Source organism: Pseudomonas sp. GW823-FHT01D03, from assembly GCF_058798255.1.
On sequence record NZ_JBXAKK010000001.1, the window covers coordinates 2,982,428 to 2,998,606 of the forward strand.

The window sequence follows — 16,179 nt, forward strand, 5'->3', positions numbered from 1 at the left end:
TGTCCTCGCGGGTGGGTGATCAAACAGGGCGCGCAGGATACGTGGTTTTTGTGCTGAATATTGGCCGAGTGATCAATATTTCCAACATGCACATTGGCGCCGCCTCCTCACCAGCGTAGTCAGTGGATTCGGGCAGAGCCCGAAATCCTTAGCAGGTTCGCGGGCATTACTGTTCTGCTTTCAACGGATTTGCGAAGTGCTCGATGTACATCTGACCAAACCTATAAGAGGCGTAATCGGTCAAGTGGCCGATGTCACGGTAGACCGGCAGGCCGTCGACGGTCGTCGCGCAACCGGCCTGCGCGCATTGCACGCTTTTCGGATCGATCACCAGCAAGCTCGGGTATTCGGACTTCAATTCATTCAACAGCCTGGCCAATACCGGTTCTTCACTGCCTGACCAGGGTGTCGTGGCGCAGGCACGGCTTTGCTCGGTACTGCCCAGCGTGCCGCGCAACTTGACCTGCTTCGACAGGCATTCGTTGATCCCCGCCGGCATTGGCAGCGTGCTCAGCAAAAAGACCGGAGTTGCACCTGACTTGACGATAATGTCCAGTGCTTCGCGGATCGCCACCCCCAAGCGTTGATGAGATAACTCAAGGCTGCGAGGGTCATCCAGGCGGGTAACAACGGCGTCGCTCAGATACGCCTCCCAGATCTGGCCGATGATCACGTACTGAAAGTGATCGCTGGCCACGATGTCGTAGTAACGTTGAGCGGCATCGTGGCACTTTTGATACAGCGCGTTCTTGTATTTGTACCAGTTGTACAAATAGACGCCGGGCATCGTCAGGCACGCCGGGTAAGCCTGGGCGAGTACTGAAAGGTTGGCATCTTTGGCCAGTGATTCGACAAAACCCCAATACTGGTTCGAATAGGAATCCCCCATCAGGAACGCGTTGGGCGTGTCCCGCACAGCACCGAATACGCAGCCGGGGTCAGCACCGTCGCTGACACCCAGGCAACCCTCCCGGGCAGGCGGAATGGCGGCGCTCAGGGTGTCGAACTGGCTGCTGTAGGCGTGGCCGAAGCGGAATGGCCAACCGTCATGTTTCTCGCCCGCTGTGTGCAACAGCGACAGGCTGACCGCCGGCAGGACCATCAACCAGAGCAGTGTCTTGCCAAACCGTACGCGTGTTCTGCGAAACCGGTTTTCAACCAGCACATAGGAGGCGTAGCCGATGATGAAGGTGGCGATGAAATAAACGGTCGTCAGCAACGGAATCAGGGCAAGGCCCATGTAATTCATCACCGCGAGGATTGGCCAGTGCCACAAGTACAGCGAGTAGGAGAGCGTGCCAATCAACACCAGCGGTTTGAACGCCAATAACTTGGAGGTCAGGCTGTTATCGCCGATACCGCGAAAGAGCAGCACTGCGGTGGCGAGGCACACGACAATGGCGTGGTAACCGGGAAAGCCAGACAGGATGCCTTCTCGGGTGGCGCAGTAGAAGATCGTGGCCAGCGCCAGCACACAGACCAACGTGGCACTTGTGCGATTGAGCCTGAAGTTTTGCGCACTGAAGATGACGGCGCAGGAGCCGATCATCAATTCGAAGATTCGAGCGGTGAAGAAGTAGTAGTTCTTGTCGGGGTAGGCGCGGGACAGATAGAGCGCGAGCGCCATCGCCGCCAGGGTCAAGCCCAATACCGTCGCCTTGAACACGCTTTTCGCCACATACCGGTCGAGCAGCCAGATACCCAGCGGCAAGGCCAGATACCACTGCCATTCGATGGCCAGTGACCAGGTGTGCAGCAACGGCAAGCTTGCGGCATCGGGTGTGGCATAGCCGGTGGTGGCTTTTGAGAAGTACTGGTTGGAAATGATTAACGAGGTGTACTTTTCGCTCTTGAGAAATTCGACATAGTCATGGGGCAAGTACAGCAATGTCGTGGCGATCAGTGTGGCAATCAGCAGTGCAATCACCGCCGGTTGCAGGCGCCAGATGCGCCGGTTGTAAAACCCGGCAAAACTGAATGTACCGTTGTCCAGCGACTTCATGATGATCGAGGTCGTCAGGTAGCCCGAGATCACGAAGAAGATATCGACGCCAATAAAACCCGACGGAAACAGCGCCAGGCCGCCGTGAAAAATCAAGACAAGCAGCACAGCGATTGCGCGCAGGCCGTCGACATCCGCACGGTATTGCAGTGAAGGTTTCCCATCTCCGAAGACTGCCCCTGCCAGCGGCGAAGCGTGCGTGGTCGATGCGTCCTTGTTGCCAATTACTTTGAACAGCATCCCGCGCAGAGGCTTGCACGCTAACTGAAGAGGGCGGTTGAACATCATTTATCCCGGGCCATTTGCACACGATCAATCAGCGTTTTCCATTTGATCGCACTTGGTTCAATGAAAAAAAACAGCCGATTGTATCGGCTGTTGTACAACGAGGGAAAAACTTATGGCTGGCGCGGTTTACGGCCCGACACAAAATGGCTCACATCGTTAAACCCCGGCGTCGAAGCATGCCCCGGCGTCACCAGCGAGTCGATAAACGCTTCATCCTCCGCCGTGATCTGCACCGCCTGCGCCTTGGTATAAGCATCCCACTGTTGTTCGGTGCGCGGTCCGACGATTGCCGAGGTCACCGCGCTGTTGTTCAGCACCCAGGCAATCGCGAACTCGACAATCCCGACCCCACGGCCCTGGGTGTACTGCTGAATCTGCTGGGCGATGCGCAGCGATTCCACCCGCCATTCGGTTTCCAGAATGCGTTTGTCCTGACGCCCGGCGCGGCTGTTGGCGTCGGGAGTGACGTCGGGTGCGTACTTGCCGCTGAGCACGCCGCGAGCCAGCGGGCTGTAAGGCACCACGCCGAGGCCATAGGTTTGCGCGGCATTGATCTGCTCGGTTTCGGCCTGACGGTTGACGATGTTGTACAGCGGCTGGCTGATCACCGGACGGTCGACTCCGAGCTTGTCAGCGATACGAATCACCTCGGCAATCCGCCAGCCGCGATAGTTCGACAGGCCCCAGTAGCGAATCTTGCCCTGGCGAACCAGATCGCCAATCGCCGACACCGTGACTTCCAGAGGGGTGTTGTGGTCTTCGCGGTGCAGGTAATAGATGTCGAGATAGTCGGTGCCAAGACGCGTCAGGCTGGCTTCCAGACCGTTGAAGATGTGCTTGCGGCTCAAGCCGCTGCGGTTCGGCACACCGTCCGCCGGGCCGAAACCGACCTTGGTCGCCAGCACCCACTCATGCCGATTGCGGGCTATCGCCTCGCCGACGATTTCTTCCGAGCGGCCGTTGGTGTACACGTCGGCGGTGTCGATGAAATTGATGCCCTGATCCCAGGCCTTGTCGATGATGCGTAGCGAATCCTCGGCGCTGGTCTGCTCGCCAAACATCATCGTGCCGAGGGTGAGGGTGGACACCTGCAACCCCGAGTGCCCCAGTGTGCGATAGCTCATGCCGAAATCCTTTTATCGGTGGGAAAACTCCAATCAAATACCAGAAGCATCCCACGGGGCAAAGTGAATTATCGGCTGAGCAACCCGCCTGCAATACCTGAGCTTGCTAGGGCATCGTAAAAAGATCGCAGCCTGCGGCAGCTCCTACGCGCAAATACGCGTTTCCCTGTAGATACCGTCTTGCCCCTTACCGGGCAAGTGCCAATTTCGGGTCAAATGGTTGGCCCGATTTGAGCACTCCGTAAACGAAGTGCAGCAACTTGCGCATGGCTGCACAGATGATCTGTTTGGGCGCCTTGCCATTGGCCTTCAAGCGTTCCTTCATGGCGATGATCGCCTCGTTGTGCTTCAGCGCTACCAGGCCTGGCATGTACAGACCCGCGCGGACGCGAGCCGATCCGATCCTGGAAATCACTGTTCTGCCTTTGAGCTTTCCCGAGTCCTGCAGCTTTGGGTTCAACCCCGCAGCAGCGACCAGTTTGCGAGGGTCGTCATATTTGCGCAGGTCGCCCAGTTCGGCCAGCAGCCGCTCAAGGGTTTTCTGCCCGATACCGTCGATGGTCACGATCAAGTCGCGCATCTGGCGCATGTCCGGATCATCGTCGATGTGTTTCTTGATCGCTTTGTGCGTTTCAGCGATCTCTTTTTCGATGTGGCGCAGAACGGAGTTGATCGAGTCTTTGACCTTTTCGTCGGACACATCCAGACGATTGAGCTCCATCTGTTCCATTTCCTGAAGATCATCCAGCCGACGCACCATCGCCTTCAGTTGGCGGTATTTCAGTGGCTCCGGTGCCCAAAGCTGAAGCTTTTCAGCCTTTTCCCGAGCAAAATCAGCGATCAGTTTGGCGTCGCTTTTATCGGTTTTGATCCGGCGTAACTCGCTGTCGGCGTAAGCATGGGTCGTGGCCGGATTGACGACACAGACCCGGTAACCCTTGCTGTAGACGAACTCGGCAAGTTCCAGGTGATAGATGCTGGTGGCTTCCATCACGATCAAGGCTGTAGGCTCGACCTGCTTGTTCAACCAAGCTTCAAATTCTTTGAAACCCTTCGAGTTATTAGGCAGCTTGGCCTTGGTTTTGTGCTTGCCGTTCGGCAAGTGCGTGGCGATATCAAAGGTATTTTTAGCGACATCGACACCGACGAAACTGGACATGACTGTCTCTCCATTGATCCGTTTTCGATCATCACTGCACTCTGTCCAACCTTGCGAATGCGAGCTCTCGCCAGAGACGGGCCCAAGATACCGTTCGAACTATATGAGTGAGTGTGGAGGGCTGGAGCACGATCTACATCACAGGCAAAAAGCCTAAGGAGCTGCACGGCTTCCAAGTCCCTCCCTCGATGATCAGTCGAGAACTATCGCTCCTGACGGAGCGATAGTCGAGATACAAGGAGCTGCCGCAGGCTGCGATCTTTTGATCTTGAAGCGTGATTAAGCCCGCAGAGTCCGCGTCATGCGCAACGCCAGCAAGCTGCCGCCAACGATCACCCCTGCCAGCAAATACAACGCCGCATCGGTCGAACCGGTGCTGTCCTTGACCCAACCCACCAGGTACGGGCTGAGGAAACCGGCCATCTGCCCCATCGAGTTGATCAACGCCAGACCACCGGCCGCGGCACCCGCGCTCAACAGGGCGGTCGGCACCGGCCAGAACATCGGCAGACCGGTCAGTGCGCCCATGGTGGCGATGGTCAGGCCGAGGATGGCGATAGCGGGGTTGGCGGCGAAATTCACTGCAATCAGCAGACCGAGCGCGCCCATCAGCATCGGCACTACCAAGTGCCAGCGCCGTTCTTTGCGCAAGTCCGCCGAACGCCCGACCAGCAGCATGAATACCGCCGCCAGCAGATACGGAATCGCGCTCAGCCAGCCAATCACCAGGTTGTCGCTGAAACCGAGGTTCTTGATGATCGACGGCAGCCAGAAGTTGATCGCGTACACGCCGCTCTGGATGCAGAAGTAGATCAGGCCGAAGGCCCAGATCGCCGGGTTCTTGAACACCGCAAGCAGCGAGTCCGAGGTGGTTTTCGGTTTGTTCGCCAGGTCTTCGGCTTGATCCGCCTCAAGCACCGCGCGCTCATGCGGACTCAGCCACTTGGCATTGGCGAAGCTGTCGCTGAGCAGGAAGTAGGCGAGCACACCGAGGATCACGGTCGGAATGCCTTGCAGCAGGAACATCCATTGCCAGCCGGCCAGTCCACCTTGGCCGGCGGCGAAGTGATTGAGGATCCAGCCGGAGAACGGGCTGCCAAGCAGGCCCGAGACCGGAATTGCCGACATGAACAGCGCCATGATCCGGCCACGGCGGAACGTCGGGAACCACTGCGAGAGATACAGCACCACGCCCGGGAAGAACCCGGCTTCGGCGGCGCCGGTGAACAGGCGCAGGGTGTAGAACTGGGTCGGGGTGGTGACGAACAACAGGCAGGTCGACAACGTGCCCCAGGTGATCATCATCAGTGCGATCCAGCGGCGCGGGCCGAATCGGGTCAGGGCCAGATTGCTCGGCACGCCGCACAGCACGTAGCCGATGAAGAAGATCCCGGCACCGAGGCCGTACACGGTTTCACTGAACTTCAATGCATCGAGCATCTGCAGTTTGGCGAAGCCAACGTTGACCCGGTCGAGGTAGTTGAACAGGTAGCAGATGAAGATGAAGGGGATCAAACGCAGGGTGATGCGTTTGTAGACGGCGTCTTTACCGTCATCGATGGTCTGGGTAGCTGCGGCGCTCTGCGACATAGCGGCTCTCTCTTTATTATGATTTTTTGCGATGCACAGGTTAACGTTGATCGCCGTGAGAGTCTCGGCCACCTGTGGCCGGATTGTCTTTGTGCCTGAGCACAGGGTTTGCCGCCAGACCCTGTGCGGGTGAACAACCGTCCGCCGCCGTTGCTTAAGGATTTTGCCGATCATGTTCGAACTCGATCACGACCTCGCTCAGGATATCGTCGACCGGGCCATGGCCATTTTGCCCTACAACGTCAATGTCATGGACAGCCAGGGCCTGATCCTTGGCAGTGGCGAGCCGGAGCGTATCAACACCCGTCACGAAGGCGCGCAACTGGTGCTGGCCAACGGGCGAGTGGTGGAGATCGACGCGCAAACCGCGGTGCATTTGAAGGGCGTGCAGCCGGGGATCAACCTGCCGCTGTTGCTCGATCAGCGCCTGATCGGCGTGCTTGGCATTACCGGCGAACCGGAGCAACTGCGCACCTACGCCGAACTGGTGCGCATGACCGCGGAAATGCTCGTCGGCCAGCGCAATCTACAGGCCGAGCAGCAATGGCGGCGCCAGCGTTGCGACGACCTGCTGGCGTTGCTGTTGAGCGAAGCCGGGGATTCGCCGCGACTGGTCGATGAGGCGCAGCAATTGGGGCTCAAACCGCAATTGACCCGGGTGCCATATCTGTTCGAACTCGGTCTGGAACATGGGCCGGGGCAAACCGTCGAGGCCTTGAGCGCCTGGTTGACCTCGCGCTACCCGGACAGCTGGTGCGTGAGTTCGGCCAAGTCATCGCTGCTGTGGTGCCGGCCCGCAAGTCAGACGGTTGAGCATGATCGCCTGCTGGAAAAACTCGATGGTCTTGGCTGGAACATTCTGCGTATCGCCGTGGGTGGGCAGGCGGATGGGCTGGCCGGGTTACGCCGCTGTTATCGGCGCGTCGGCGATCTGCTCGCCTATGGCCGGGATGTGCTGCCGCAGTCGCGAATGTTGACGCTCAATCGTTATCGCCTGCCGGTGATGCTCTGGCGCCATCGCAACGATGATGCGCTGGATGAATTGCTCAAACCGTTGCGCAAAGTCATCGCCAAGGACGGCAATGGCCAGTTGCTCGCGACCCTGCGCAGTTGGTGTGAACACGATGGGCAGAGTCAGGCGTGTGCCGATGCGCTGGGCATTCATCGCAACAGCCTGCGTTACCGGATGGAGCGGATTGCCGAGTTGAGCGGGGTAGACCCGCTGCGGCTGGACGGGATGCTGGCGTTGTACCTTGGGGTGCAGTTGTTGCCGCAGACTGACCCGAGTTGATCGGGTGTTTTCAGAGACGCCATCGCGAGCAGGCTCACTCCTACATTTGAAATGCATTCCCCTGTGGGAGTGAGCCTGCTCGCGATAGGGCCAGAACATTCAGCATCAATCCCAAGGCTTTTGTAGAAATGAACAATAATCGCCCACTGCACTTGTGCAGCGGACAGGCGTCAATGCGCAGGCCGACTGGCAGCATGAACGGCATTGGAACTGGAGAATTCGCATGAAGATCGTCATCGCCCCCGATTCGTTCAAGGACAGCCTGAGTGCCCAAGGCGTTGCCGAAGCCATTGCCCTCGGGCTGGCGCAAGTCTGGCCGCACGCGACGCTGGTCAAATGCCCGATGGCCGACGGCGGCGAGGGCACGGTGGAGTCGATTCTTGCCGCTTGCGAGGGCGAACTGCGCCGTACCCGGGTGCGCGGGCCGCTGGGTGCGCCGGTCGACGCCGCGTGGGGCTGGCTGCCGCACAACCACACCGCGATCATCGAAATGGCCGAGGCCAGTGGTTTGCAATTGGTGCCTACGGGGCAGCGCGATGCCTGCATCACCAGCACCTTCGGCACTGGCGAGCTGATTCGCGCCGCGCTGGATGCCGGCGCGCAACGGGTGATTCTGGCGATTGGCGGCAGCGCCACCAACGACGGCGGTGCCGGTGCGATGCAGGCGCTCGGGGTGAAATTGCTCGATGCGCAGGGGCAGGCGCTGGTGCCGGGTGGTCTTGCCTTGGCGCAATTGGCCCGTCTTGATCTGAGTGATCTGGATTCGCGTCTGGCGCAGGTACGCTTCGACATTGCCGCCGACGTCAACAATCCGCTGTGTGGCCCGCATGGCGCCTCGGCGATTTTCGGCCCGCAAAAGGGCGCATCAGCGGCACAGGTGCAGCAACTGGATCAGGCGCTGGAGCACTTCGCCGGGCTCTGCGCGCAAGCGTTGGGCAAGGACGTTCGCGATGAGCCGGGTAGTGGTGCGGCAGGTGGCCTGGGTTTTGCGGCGAAGGCGTTTCTTGGCGCGCAATTTCAGGCTGGCGTCGAAGTGGTTGCCGAGCTGGTGGGCCTGGCCGAAGCGGTCAACGGCGCCGATCTGGTGATCACCGGCGAAGGGCGTTTCGACGCGCAGACCTTGCGCGGCAAGACTCCGTTCGGCGTGGCGCGGATCGCCAGGCAGCACGGTGTGCCGGTAATCGTCATCGCCGGCACCTTGGGCGAGGGCTATCAGGAGCTTTACGGCCACGGCATCGACGCCGCATTCGCCGTCACCAGCGGCCCGATGACCCTGGAACAGGCGTGTGCCGAAGCGCCGCGCTTGTTGCGCGAACGGGCGACAGACATCGCCCGGGTCTGGCAGATGGCCAAACTCAATAGTTGACGCCCTGAAGATGTTGTGGCGAGGGAGCTTGCTCCCGCTCGGCTGCGCAGCAGTCGTCAATCCGGCTGATGCGGTGAGACTTATGATACGTGGTGGCAGGTTATAGGGCCGCTTCGCAGCCCAGCGGGAGCAAGCTCCCTCGCCACAGAAGTAGGCCAAGCTTCACGGTGTTTCACTGGTGAAACACCTTGAAAAATACTTGAGATTTGTACGAAACCTTCCTGAAGACCCGCCGATACAGAGATCAGGCGCACACAGATTCCCTTGAACAGTGACGCCGTACTGGCCCCGCCCCCAAGGGCCAGTGATGACGGCAAGGACGCTCGCAGCTACCTCTATCCGAGAGTCCAACCATGTCCTTGCGTAACCTGAATATCGCACCCCGCGCCTTCCTCGGTTTTGCCTTTATCGCCTTGCTGGTGATTGTCCTTGGCGTGTTCGCCGTCAACCGCATGTCGACCATCCGCCAGGCTTCCATCGACATGGATACCAACCAACTGCCCAGCGTCACTTACCTTGGCGTGGTGACGGAAAACGTTCTGCGCCTGCGGATTCTGTCGTTCCGGATTCTGGTCAACCGTGACCCGGCAGGTCTGCAAGAAGCGCAAACGCGCATCGGCGTACTGGTGGACAAGGTGCGCAGTGCTCAGGCCAGTTACGCCGCGTTGCCGGCAGAGAGCGAAGAGCGTGCGTTGTATCAGACGTTCGCGACCACGCTCGACAACTACCTGCAAGCGCAAAACCAGATGATGGAGCTGTCGCGTCAGGACAAGGTCGACGAGATGCGTACGTTGATCAACACGCGGATCAAGGACGGCACCGACCAGATGGGCGAACAGCTCAACAAGCTCATCGCCATCAACGCGGCGGGGGCGAAAGTCGCCTCCACTCAGGCCGGCGAGTATTACGACAGCGCCATTACCGGTATCGTGATCGTCGCTGTGGTGGCGGCACTCGCCACCGTACTGCTGGCCCTGTTGCTGACTCGCAGCATCGTCACCCCGTTGAACCGTGCGGTACTGGCAGCGCAAACCATCGCCGGCGGCAACTTGACCCAGTCCATCGAAGTCGACGGCAAGGACGAAGCCACACAGCTGTTGCAAGCGCTGGCGACGATGCAGACCAACCTGCGTCAAACCATCGAACAGATCGCCGGTTCCGCCACTCAGCTGGGCGCGGCTGCCGAAGAGCTGAGCGCGGTCACCGAAGAAGCCTCCCGTGGCCTGCAACAGCAGAACAACGAGATCGAACAAGCTGCCACCGCCGTCAACGAAATGACCGCCGCCGTGGAAGAAGTCGCACGCAACGCGGTGTCGACGTCCGAAGCCTCGAACCAGTCGACCCAGGCCGCCCGCGAAGGTCGCGATCAAGTGGTGAAAACCGTCGACGCGATCCAGACCATGACCCATGACGTGCAGAGCACCGCGCAAATGATCGAAGGCCTCGCTGCACAGGGCCGCGACATCGGCAAGGTGCTGGATGTGATCCGCGCCATCGCCGAACAGACCAACCTGCTGGCCCTCAACGCGGCGATCGAAGCAGCGCGTGCCGGTGAGGCCGGACGCGGTTTTGCGGTGGTAGCGGACGAAGTACGCGCCTTGGCCCATCGCACTGCGCAATCGACTCAGGAAATCGAAAAAATGGTCGCTGGCATCCAGAACGGTACCGGCGAAGCGGTGTCGTCGATGCAGCAAAGCAACCAGCGTACCCAGACCACTCTGGAAATGGCCCGCGCTGCGGGTGTGGCGCTGGAGCAAATCACCCAGTCGATCCACCAGATCAACGAACGCAACCTGGTGATCGCCAGTGCCTCGGAAGAACAGGCGCAGGTCTCGCGTGAGGTCGACCGCAACCTGGTCAACATCCGTGATCTGGCCACGCAGTCCGCCGCGGGGGCCAACCAGACCAGCGCTGCGACCCATGAACTGTCGCGTCTGGCGGTGGATTTGAATGCGATGGTGGCGCGGTTTGTGATTTGAGAAATACGCAGTTGCCTGATGTGGGCCGAACCAGATGAGTGTTCGGCCCACCTCGAAGAAATCACCGCCTCAAGACAGGTCCACTTTGACTGCCCTAAACAAAGATTGTTGCCCAAGGTTTCCTGCACGATCGCGCAGCCTGTAAAACGCGAACATGGTGCCGGAGCCTATCCCACGGATAATCGCGCCACTCAGTTTGATAACGGTAGGTGAAGTTGCATCATGCACCGTTTTAATGATGACTGGCTCCGCCGCAAGTGAGCCAAAGTGAAATTCGATGCTGTCGCAGGCTCGCTGCTGCATATAGGTGGCAATGGTTACCAGAACTTCATCATTGTGGGCGGCGAGATACTGCTGGGTGATCCCCTCAATGTCGATTTCTGGTGGAAATTGCGGAGGTTCTCCCGGATTGCCGAAGTTGGGAGCCGTTAGATCGACCGTGATCGGCGTGCTACTTGCCGGCGCTGTATTCCCGCCAATATTGACGATATATGAAATCTCGTGCTCGCCTTCCTGTGCCAGGTCGGTCTCAGGGATATGGGCCGCAAATGGGAAAAGCGCCGGGTCGATGGGTGTCGTAAAAGGATAGTCCGCCACCGGTTTCTCATTTAACAACAGCGTCAACAGTACTTGCACTGGCACTGGTTCAGGAGGTGAACACTGCCAGTCTGGAATCAACACCTTTAGTGGCGATACCAATGCACTCAATGGCAACAGGTTAACCTGACTGCCAGGGAAATTGGGTCGCGCATCGGGGATTCCCGGTGCGTCCAATAAGAGGATTTTTTCATTCAGATTCGTCATCGTTTCAACACTCCGTCGTTTCGATTAGAGGGGGCCGCAGTTGTTTCCTCATGTTGATTAAGCGAGCGTTTGTGAAGTGGGTCTTCTGTCAACTCTGACAGGTAGTCAGCCGACTGCTAATCGACCACAGTGCGAAGTTCTTCTTTAAATTCATCCAAAGGACAAAGCGGCTGGCGCGGTTTGTGATTTGACCTAGGGTGAAGGCTGGAGACCGCGCAATCAGGAGACGTGCATGCGCTATTCAGCCTTGACCCAACGCATCGCCGGGGACGGAGCCGCTGCCTGGCAGATTCATGACCGAGCGCTGGAGCTGCGCGCCGAGGGGGTCGATATCCTGCTGCTGAGCGTGGGCGATCCGGATTTCGACACGCCGTTGCCGATCATCCACGGCGCCATCGACAGTCTGCTGGCCGGCGATACGCATTATTCCGACGTGCGCGGCCGTTTGGCGCTGCGCAAGCTGATCGCCGCCCGCCATCAGCGGCGCAGCGGTCAGGTGGTGGATGCCGAGCACGTGATCGTGCTGCCCGGCGCGCAATGTGCGGTGTATTCGGTCGCGCAATGCCTGCTGGATCCGGGTGACGAAGTGATCGTCGCCGAGCCGATGTACGTGACCTATGAAGGCGTGTTCGGTGCCTGTGGTGCCACGGTGGTGCCGGTGCCTGTGAAGCCGGAGAACGGTTTTCGCGTTGATCCCGCCGATGTCGCCGCGCGGATCACGCCGAAGACCCGCGCAATGTTGCTCAACAGTCCCAATAATCCTTCCGGCGCGAGCCTGTCGCTGCTGATCTGGCAAGAGTTGGCGGCGCTGTGCGTGCGTCACGATTTGTGGCTGATCAGTGACGAGGTCTACAGCGATCTGCTCTACGAGGGCGAACACATCAGCCCGGCGAGTCTGCCGGGCATGGCCGAACGCACGGCGACCATCAACAGCCTGTCGAAATCCCACGCCATGACCGGCTGGCGCATTGGCTGGTCGATCGGGCCGAAGGTGCTGGCCGAGCATCTGGTGAACCTGTCGTTGAGCATGTTGTTCGGTCTGCCGGATTTTGTGCAGAAAGCAGCGGAGGTCGCGTTGGCAAGCGATCTGCCGGAGGTGACGCAGATGCGCGAGGAATATCGGTTGCGCCGCGATCTGGTCTGCGAGCGTTTGCGCGGCTGCCCGGGGTTGCAGCCGATTCGCCCGGATGGCGGGATGTTCGTGATGGTCGATGTGCGCCAGACCGGGTTAGGCGCGCAGGCGTTTGTCGAGCGCCTGCTGGAAGGTTACGGGGTTTCGGTGCTGGCCGGTGAGGCATTTGGGCCGAGCGCGGCGGGGCATATTCGCATCGGACTGGTGCTGGATCGGGTGCAATTGGCGGATGCCTGTGCGCGGATTGCGTTGTGTGCGGTGCAGCTGTTGCAGGCGCGCAGTGCCTGAGAGATGGGTGTTGTTTGAGCCGGCCTTTTCGCGAGCAAGCCCGCTCCCACAAGGGACTGGGTTTTCAGGCGGGCGAGTCGAGGTTGTCGAGGGCGCGGTTGCCGGTCAGTTCGCCGAGCATCACGACTTGCTGAATGCCTAGCAGGGTCTCGCTGTCGGCGGCTTCGTGAAGTTTTTTGAGTCGATGGATTCGTAGGGCGACGTCGGGTCTGAGTCCGGGTTTAATCACGGCCATCAGAACCCCAGCGGGTACTGAATCACCACATAAATCCGGTCGATATCATCCCCGGCCTGCGCCTCGTTGGCCCGGTGCGAGACGTGCGACAGCTGCACCGACAGATCCTTCGCCGCACCCGACTGCACGATGTATTTCAGATCAATATCCCGTTCCCAATGCTTGCCGCCAGCGCCTTGCTGCGGCTGATAGCCGCCCGTGTCGGCATCGAACGGGTTGTACGCGCCGCCCTTGGGCGCGTGAGTGCCGTCGATGTGGCTGCCGGAGACGTAGCGGGTCATGAACGTCAGGCCGGGAATGCCGAAGGCGCCGAGGTCAAGGTCGTAGCGTGCTTGCCAGGAACGTTCGCCGGCGCCGTTGAAGTCGGCGTATTTGATCGAGTTGGCGAGATAGATCGAGTCGCCGCCCACGAAATCGAACGGCGTGTCGCCATTGATGCGTTGCCAGCCGAGCATCACCGCGTGCGGGCCGAAGCTGTACTTTCCGGACAGGCTGAACGCGGTGTTGTCGATCGCCCCGGCCAGCGCGCGACCGGTATCGCGGGTGTGGTAGAGGTTGGCGTCGAGCAACAGGCCGGACTGTTTGAAATGCAGATTGGCGTAGTACTGATGCCAGGTGTCAGTCAGGTCTGAGGCGTAAAGCGATCCTCCCACCGGACTGTCGCCGAACAGATCGGCGCCGAAAAAACTGATTCCGCCGGCCTCGGTGTTGGCGCCGTAACCATAAAAGTCGCCACGGCCTGAGGAGCTGTCCTGATTCTTGAATGCGCTGAAGCGGCCGGCCGTGAAGTTAACGTTGTCGATTTCGTGGCTGTTCAGCAGCAGGCCCGTGGCGTATTCCGGTTGCAGGCGTTTGTCCGAAGTGTCGAACACCGGCGTTTCCACCGTCATTTCGCCAAACGCGAGGGTAGTGCGCGAAGCTTTCAGTTTGAACGCGCCGCCAGCGCTGGAGTAGTTCGGTTCACTGCGACCATTGCTGTCGACCGGCAACAGCCCCGTGCCGGAATGACCTTTGCCGCCATCGAGTTTCAGGCCGAGAAAGGCGTGGGCATCGATGCCGAGTCCGACAGTGCCCGGTGTGTAGCCAGAGGTGAACGTGCCGATAAAACCCTGGGCCCATTCCTGTTTATAGTTTTTGCCGGAGGGAGAGGGCGAGCGGTAGTCGTTGCTCAGGTAGAAGTTGCGGCTGAGCACTCCGGTTTTGGCATCGTCGAAGAAGTCGCTGGCGAAAACAGTGTCGGTCGCTGCGCACAGCAGGGCCAACAGCGCAAATTGGGGTGTTGAGGAAGCCATCGTGAGAGACCGACAATCAGGGAAGGTCTCTGATGATGGGCACGATCATCCGTGCCGGATTGAGCCGATGTGCTGAGTTCAAGGCATACCTGATTCCCTTGTAGGCCTTCGCCTGCTCGCGATAGCGTTCGATCAGTCAAAACCGATGTGAATGACACACCGCTATCGCGAGCAGGCGAAGGCCTACAAGGGGTATGCGTTACAGCACGCCATACTCGCGCGCCGTGCGATCCACGGCGATCCGTGTTTTGTTGACCAGTTCATCCAGCTCCGCCCGCGTGGCGATCAGCGCCGGGGCCATGATCATTCGGCCCAGCGTCGAACGAATGATCAAGCCTTCTTCAAAGCCAATGGTGCGGCAGCGCCAGGCGATGTCGTTCTCGTTGACGAAGCGCTTGCGGGTGGCTTTGTCTTCGGCGAACTGCAATGCCGCCACAAGCCCGACGCCCTGAACCTCACCCACCAGCGGATGGTTGCCGAACACTTCGCGCAGGCAGTTCTGCAAGTACGGGCCGGTGTCGTTTTTCACCTGGGTGACCACGCCCTCATCGCGCAGCGCCTTGAGGTTGGCAATCGCCACCGCAGCCGCCACCGGGTGACCGGAATATGTCAGGCCGTGAGCAAACACGCCGCCTTTTTCCACCAGCGCCTCGGCCATTCGTCGCGAAAGGATCAGCCCGCCCATGGGGATGTAGCCGGAGGTCAGGCCTTTGGCGATCGACAGGGTGTCCGGTTCAAAACCGAAGGCCTGGTGCGCGAACCATTCGCCGGTGCGACCGAAACCGCCGATGACTTCGTCGGCGCACAGCAGCACATTGTATTTGCGGCAGATGCGCTGGATTTCCGGCCAGTAAGTGGTGGGCGGAATGATCATGCCGCCAGCGCCCTGGAACGGTTCGGCGACGAACGCGGCGACCTTGTCGGCGCCCAGTTCGAGGATCTTGTCTTCCAGTTGCCGTGCGGCGCGCAGGCCGAATTCTTCCGGGCTGAGGTTGCCTTCGTGGGCGAACCAGTACGGCTCGTCGATGTGCGCGACGTCAGGGATGGTGCCGCCCATTTCGTGCATGAATTTCATGCCGCCCAGCGCCGTCGCAGCCAGGGTCGAGCCGTGGTAGCCGTTCCAGCGGCCGATCATGATTTTCTTCTCGGGCTGGCCCATCACCTGCCAGAACTTGCGCACGGTGCGGATCAGCACTTCGTTGGCTTCCGAGCCGGAGTTGGTGTAGATCGCGTGGCTGTAGTGCTGGGGCAGCAGGCTGAACAACAGCTCGGAGAGCTCGATCACCTGCGGGTGAGTGGTGTGGAAGAACATGTTGTAGTAGGGCAGTTGTTGCAGCTGCGCGGTCGCGGCAGCGGCCAGGTCCTTGCGCCCGTAACCGAGGTTGGTGCACCACAGGCCGGACATGCCGTCCAGGTAGCGCTTGCCGTCGTTGTCCCACAGCGCCAGGCGATCACCGCTGACCATCACCCGCGGGCCTTCCTCGTTGAGGGCCTTCTGATCGACGAACGCGTGAATGTGGTGGGCGGCGTCGGCGGCCTGATAATCGCGGGTGCTGCGGGTCGGATCGAATTCGGCGGACATGGCGGTTCTCCAGAGCAATGGGGCAGGTGAGTGCGCGTTCATTCCAG

11 protein-coding genes and 1 pseudogene are annotated in these 16,179 nt (G+C 59.9%); 4 read left to right on the plus strand and 8 right to left on the minus strand.

All coding sequences use genetic code 11. From position 1 onward, the window contains the following. Positions 1-166 precede the first annotated feature (166 nt). From AC1RBR_RS12925 to AC1RBR_RS12940, 4 genes are all read right to left on the minus strand, one after another. The gene (locus tag AC1RBR_RS12925; protein WP_492564764.1) at positions 167-2,242 is read right to left on the minus strand and encodes an acyltransferase family protein; all 2,076 of its coding nucleotides are present in this window, start codon (positions 2,240-2,242) and stop codon (positions 167-169) included. Between the two features lie 158 nt (positions 2,243-2,400). Beyond that, a complete protein-coding gene (locus AC1RBR_RS12930) occupies positions 2,401-3,414 on the minus strand; it encodes an aldo/keto reductase (RefSeq protein ID WP_492564765.1) in 1,014 nt (337 codons plus the stop codon). A gap of 187 nt (positions 3,415-3,601) precedes the next feature. Next, the gene (locus AC1RBR_RS12935; protein WP_492563214.1) at positions 3,602-4,573 is read right to left on the minus strand and encodes an IS110 family RNA-guided transposase; all 972 of its coding nucleotides are present in this window, start codon (positions 4,571-4,573) and stop codon (positions 3,602-3,604) included. A 279-nt stretch (positions 4,574-4,852) separates the two neighbouring features. After that, positions 4,853-6,163, minus strand: a complete 1,311-nt coding sequence (locus AC1RBR_RS12940) for an MFS transporter (RefSeq protein ID WP_492564767.1) — start codon at positions 6,161-6,163, stop codon at positions 4,853-4,855. A 172-nt stretch (positions 6,164-6,335) separates the two neighbouring features. On the opposite strand from AC1RBR_RS12940, the gene AC1RBR_RS12945 reads away from it, so the two are divergent. The 3 genes from AC1RBR_RS12945 (at position 6,336) to AC1RBR_RS12955 (ending at position 10,799) form a co-directional block, all read left to right on the plus strand. Continuing rightward, positions 6,336-7,454, plus strand: coding sequence for a sugar diacid recognition domain-containing protein (locus AC1RBR_RS12945; RefSeq protein ID WP_492564769.1), 1,119 nt, complete (start codon positions 6,336-6,338; stop codon positions 7,452-7,454). A gap of 223 nt (positions 7,455-7,677) precedes the next feature. Next, a complete protein-coding gene (locus AC1RBR_RS12950; protein WP_095135697.1) occupies positions 7,678-8,820 on the plus strand; it encodes a glycerate kinase in 1,143 nt (380 codons plus the stop codon). A gap of 353 nt (positions 8,821-9,173) precedes the next feature. After that, positions 9,174-10,799, plus strand: coding sequence for a methyl-accepting chemotaxis protein (locus AC1RBR_RS12955; protein WP_492564771.1), 1,626 nt, complete (start codon positions 9,174-9,176; stop codon positions 10,797-10,799). 69 nt (positions 10,800-10,868) lie between these two features. Here the strand turns inward: AC1RBR_RS12955 and AC1RBR_RS12960 are convergent, their stop codons facing one another. Further along, on the minus strand, positions 10,869-11,603 hold the full coding sequence (locus AC1RBR_RS12960; protein ID WP_492564773.1) for a hypothetical protein: 735 nt from the start codon (positions 11,601-11,603) through the stop codon (positions 10,869-10,871). A gap of 232 nt (positions 11,604-11,835) precedes the next feature. On the opposite strand from AC1RBR_RS12960, the gene AC1RBR_RS12965 reads away from it, so the two are divergent. Further along, positions 11,836-13,023 carry a pyridoxal phosphate-dependent aminotransferase gene (locus AC1RBR_RS12965; protein WP_492564774.1) on the plus strand — a complete coding sequence of 396 codons (1,188 nt, stop codon included), beginning with the start codon at positions 11,836-11,838 and terminating at the stop codon, positions 13,021-13,023. A 64-nt stretch (positions 13,024-13,087) separates the two neighbouring features. Here AC1RBR_RS12965 and AC1RBR_RS12970 read toward each other — a convergent pair. The 3 genes and pseudogenes from AC1RBR_RS12970 to AC1RBR_RS12980 form a co-directional block, all read right to left on the minus strand. Beyond that, positions 13,088-13,174, minus strand: a pseudogene (locus AC1RBR_RS12970) (DUF6124 family protein); the annotation flags it as partial. Between the two features lie 83 nt (positions 13,175-13,257). Then, entirely contained in the window at positions 13,258-14,550 is a 1,293-nt protein-coding gene (locus AC1RBR_RS12975) for an OprD family porin (protein WP_492564776.1), read from the minus strand. 199 nt (positions 14,551-14,749) lie between these two features. Beyond that, positions 14,750-16,132: an aspartate aminotransferase family protein gene (locus AC1RBR_RS12980; protein WP_492564777.1), complete on the minus strand. Its 1,383-nt coding sequence runs from the start codon at positions 16,130-16,132 to the stop codon at positions 14,750-14,752. Positions 16,133-16,179: the final 47 nt, after the last annotated feature.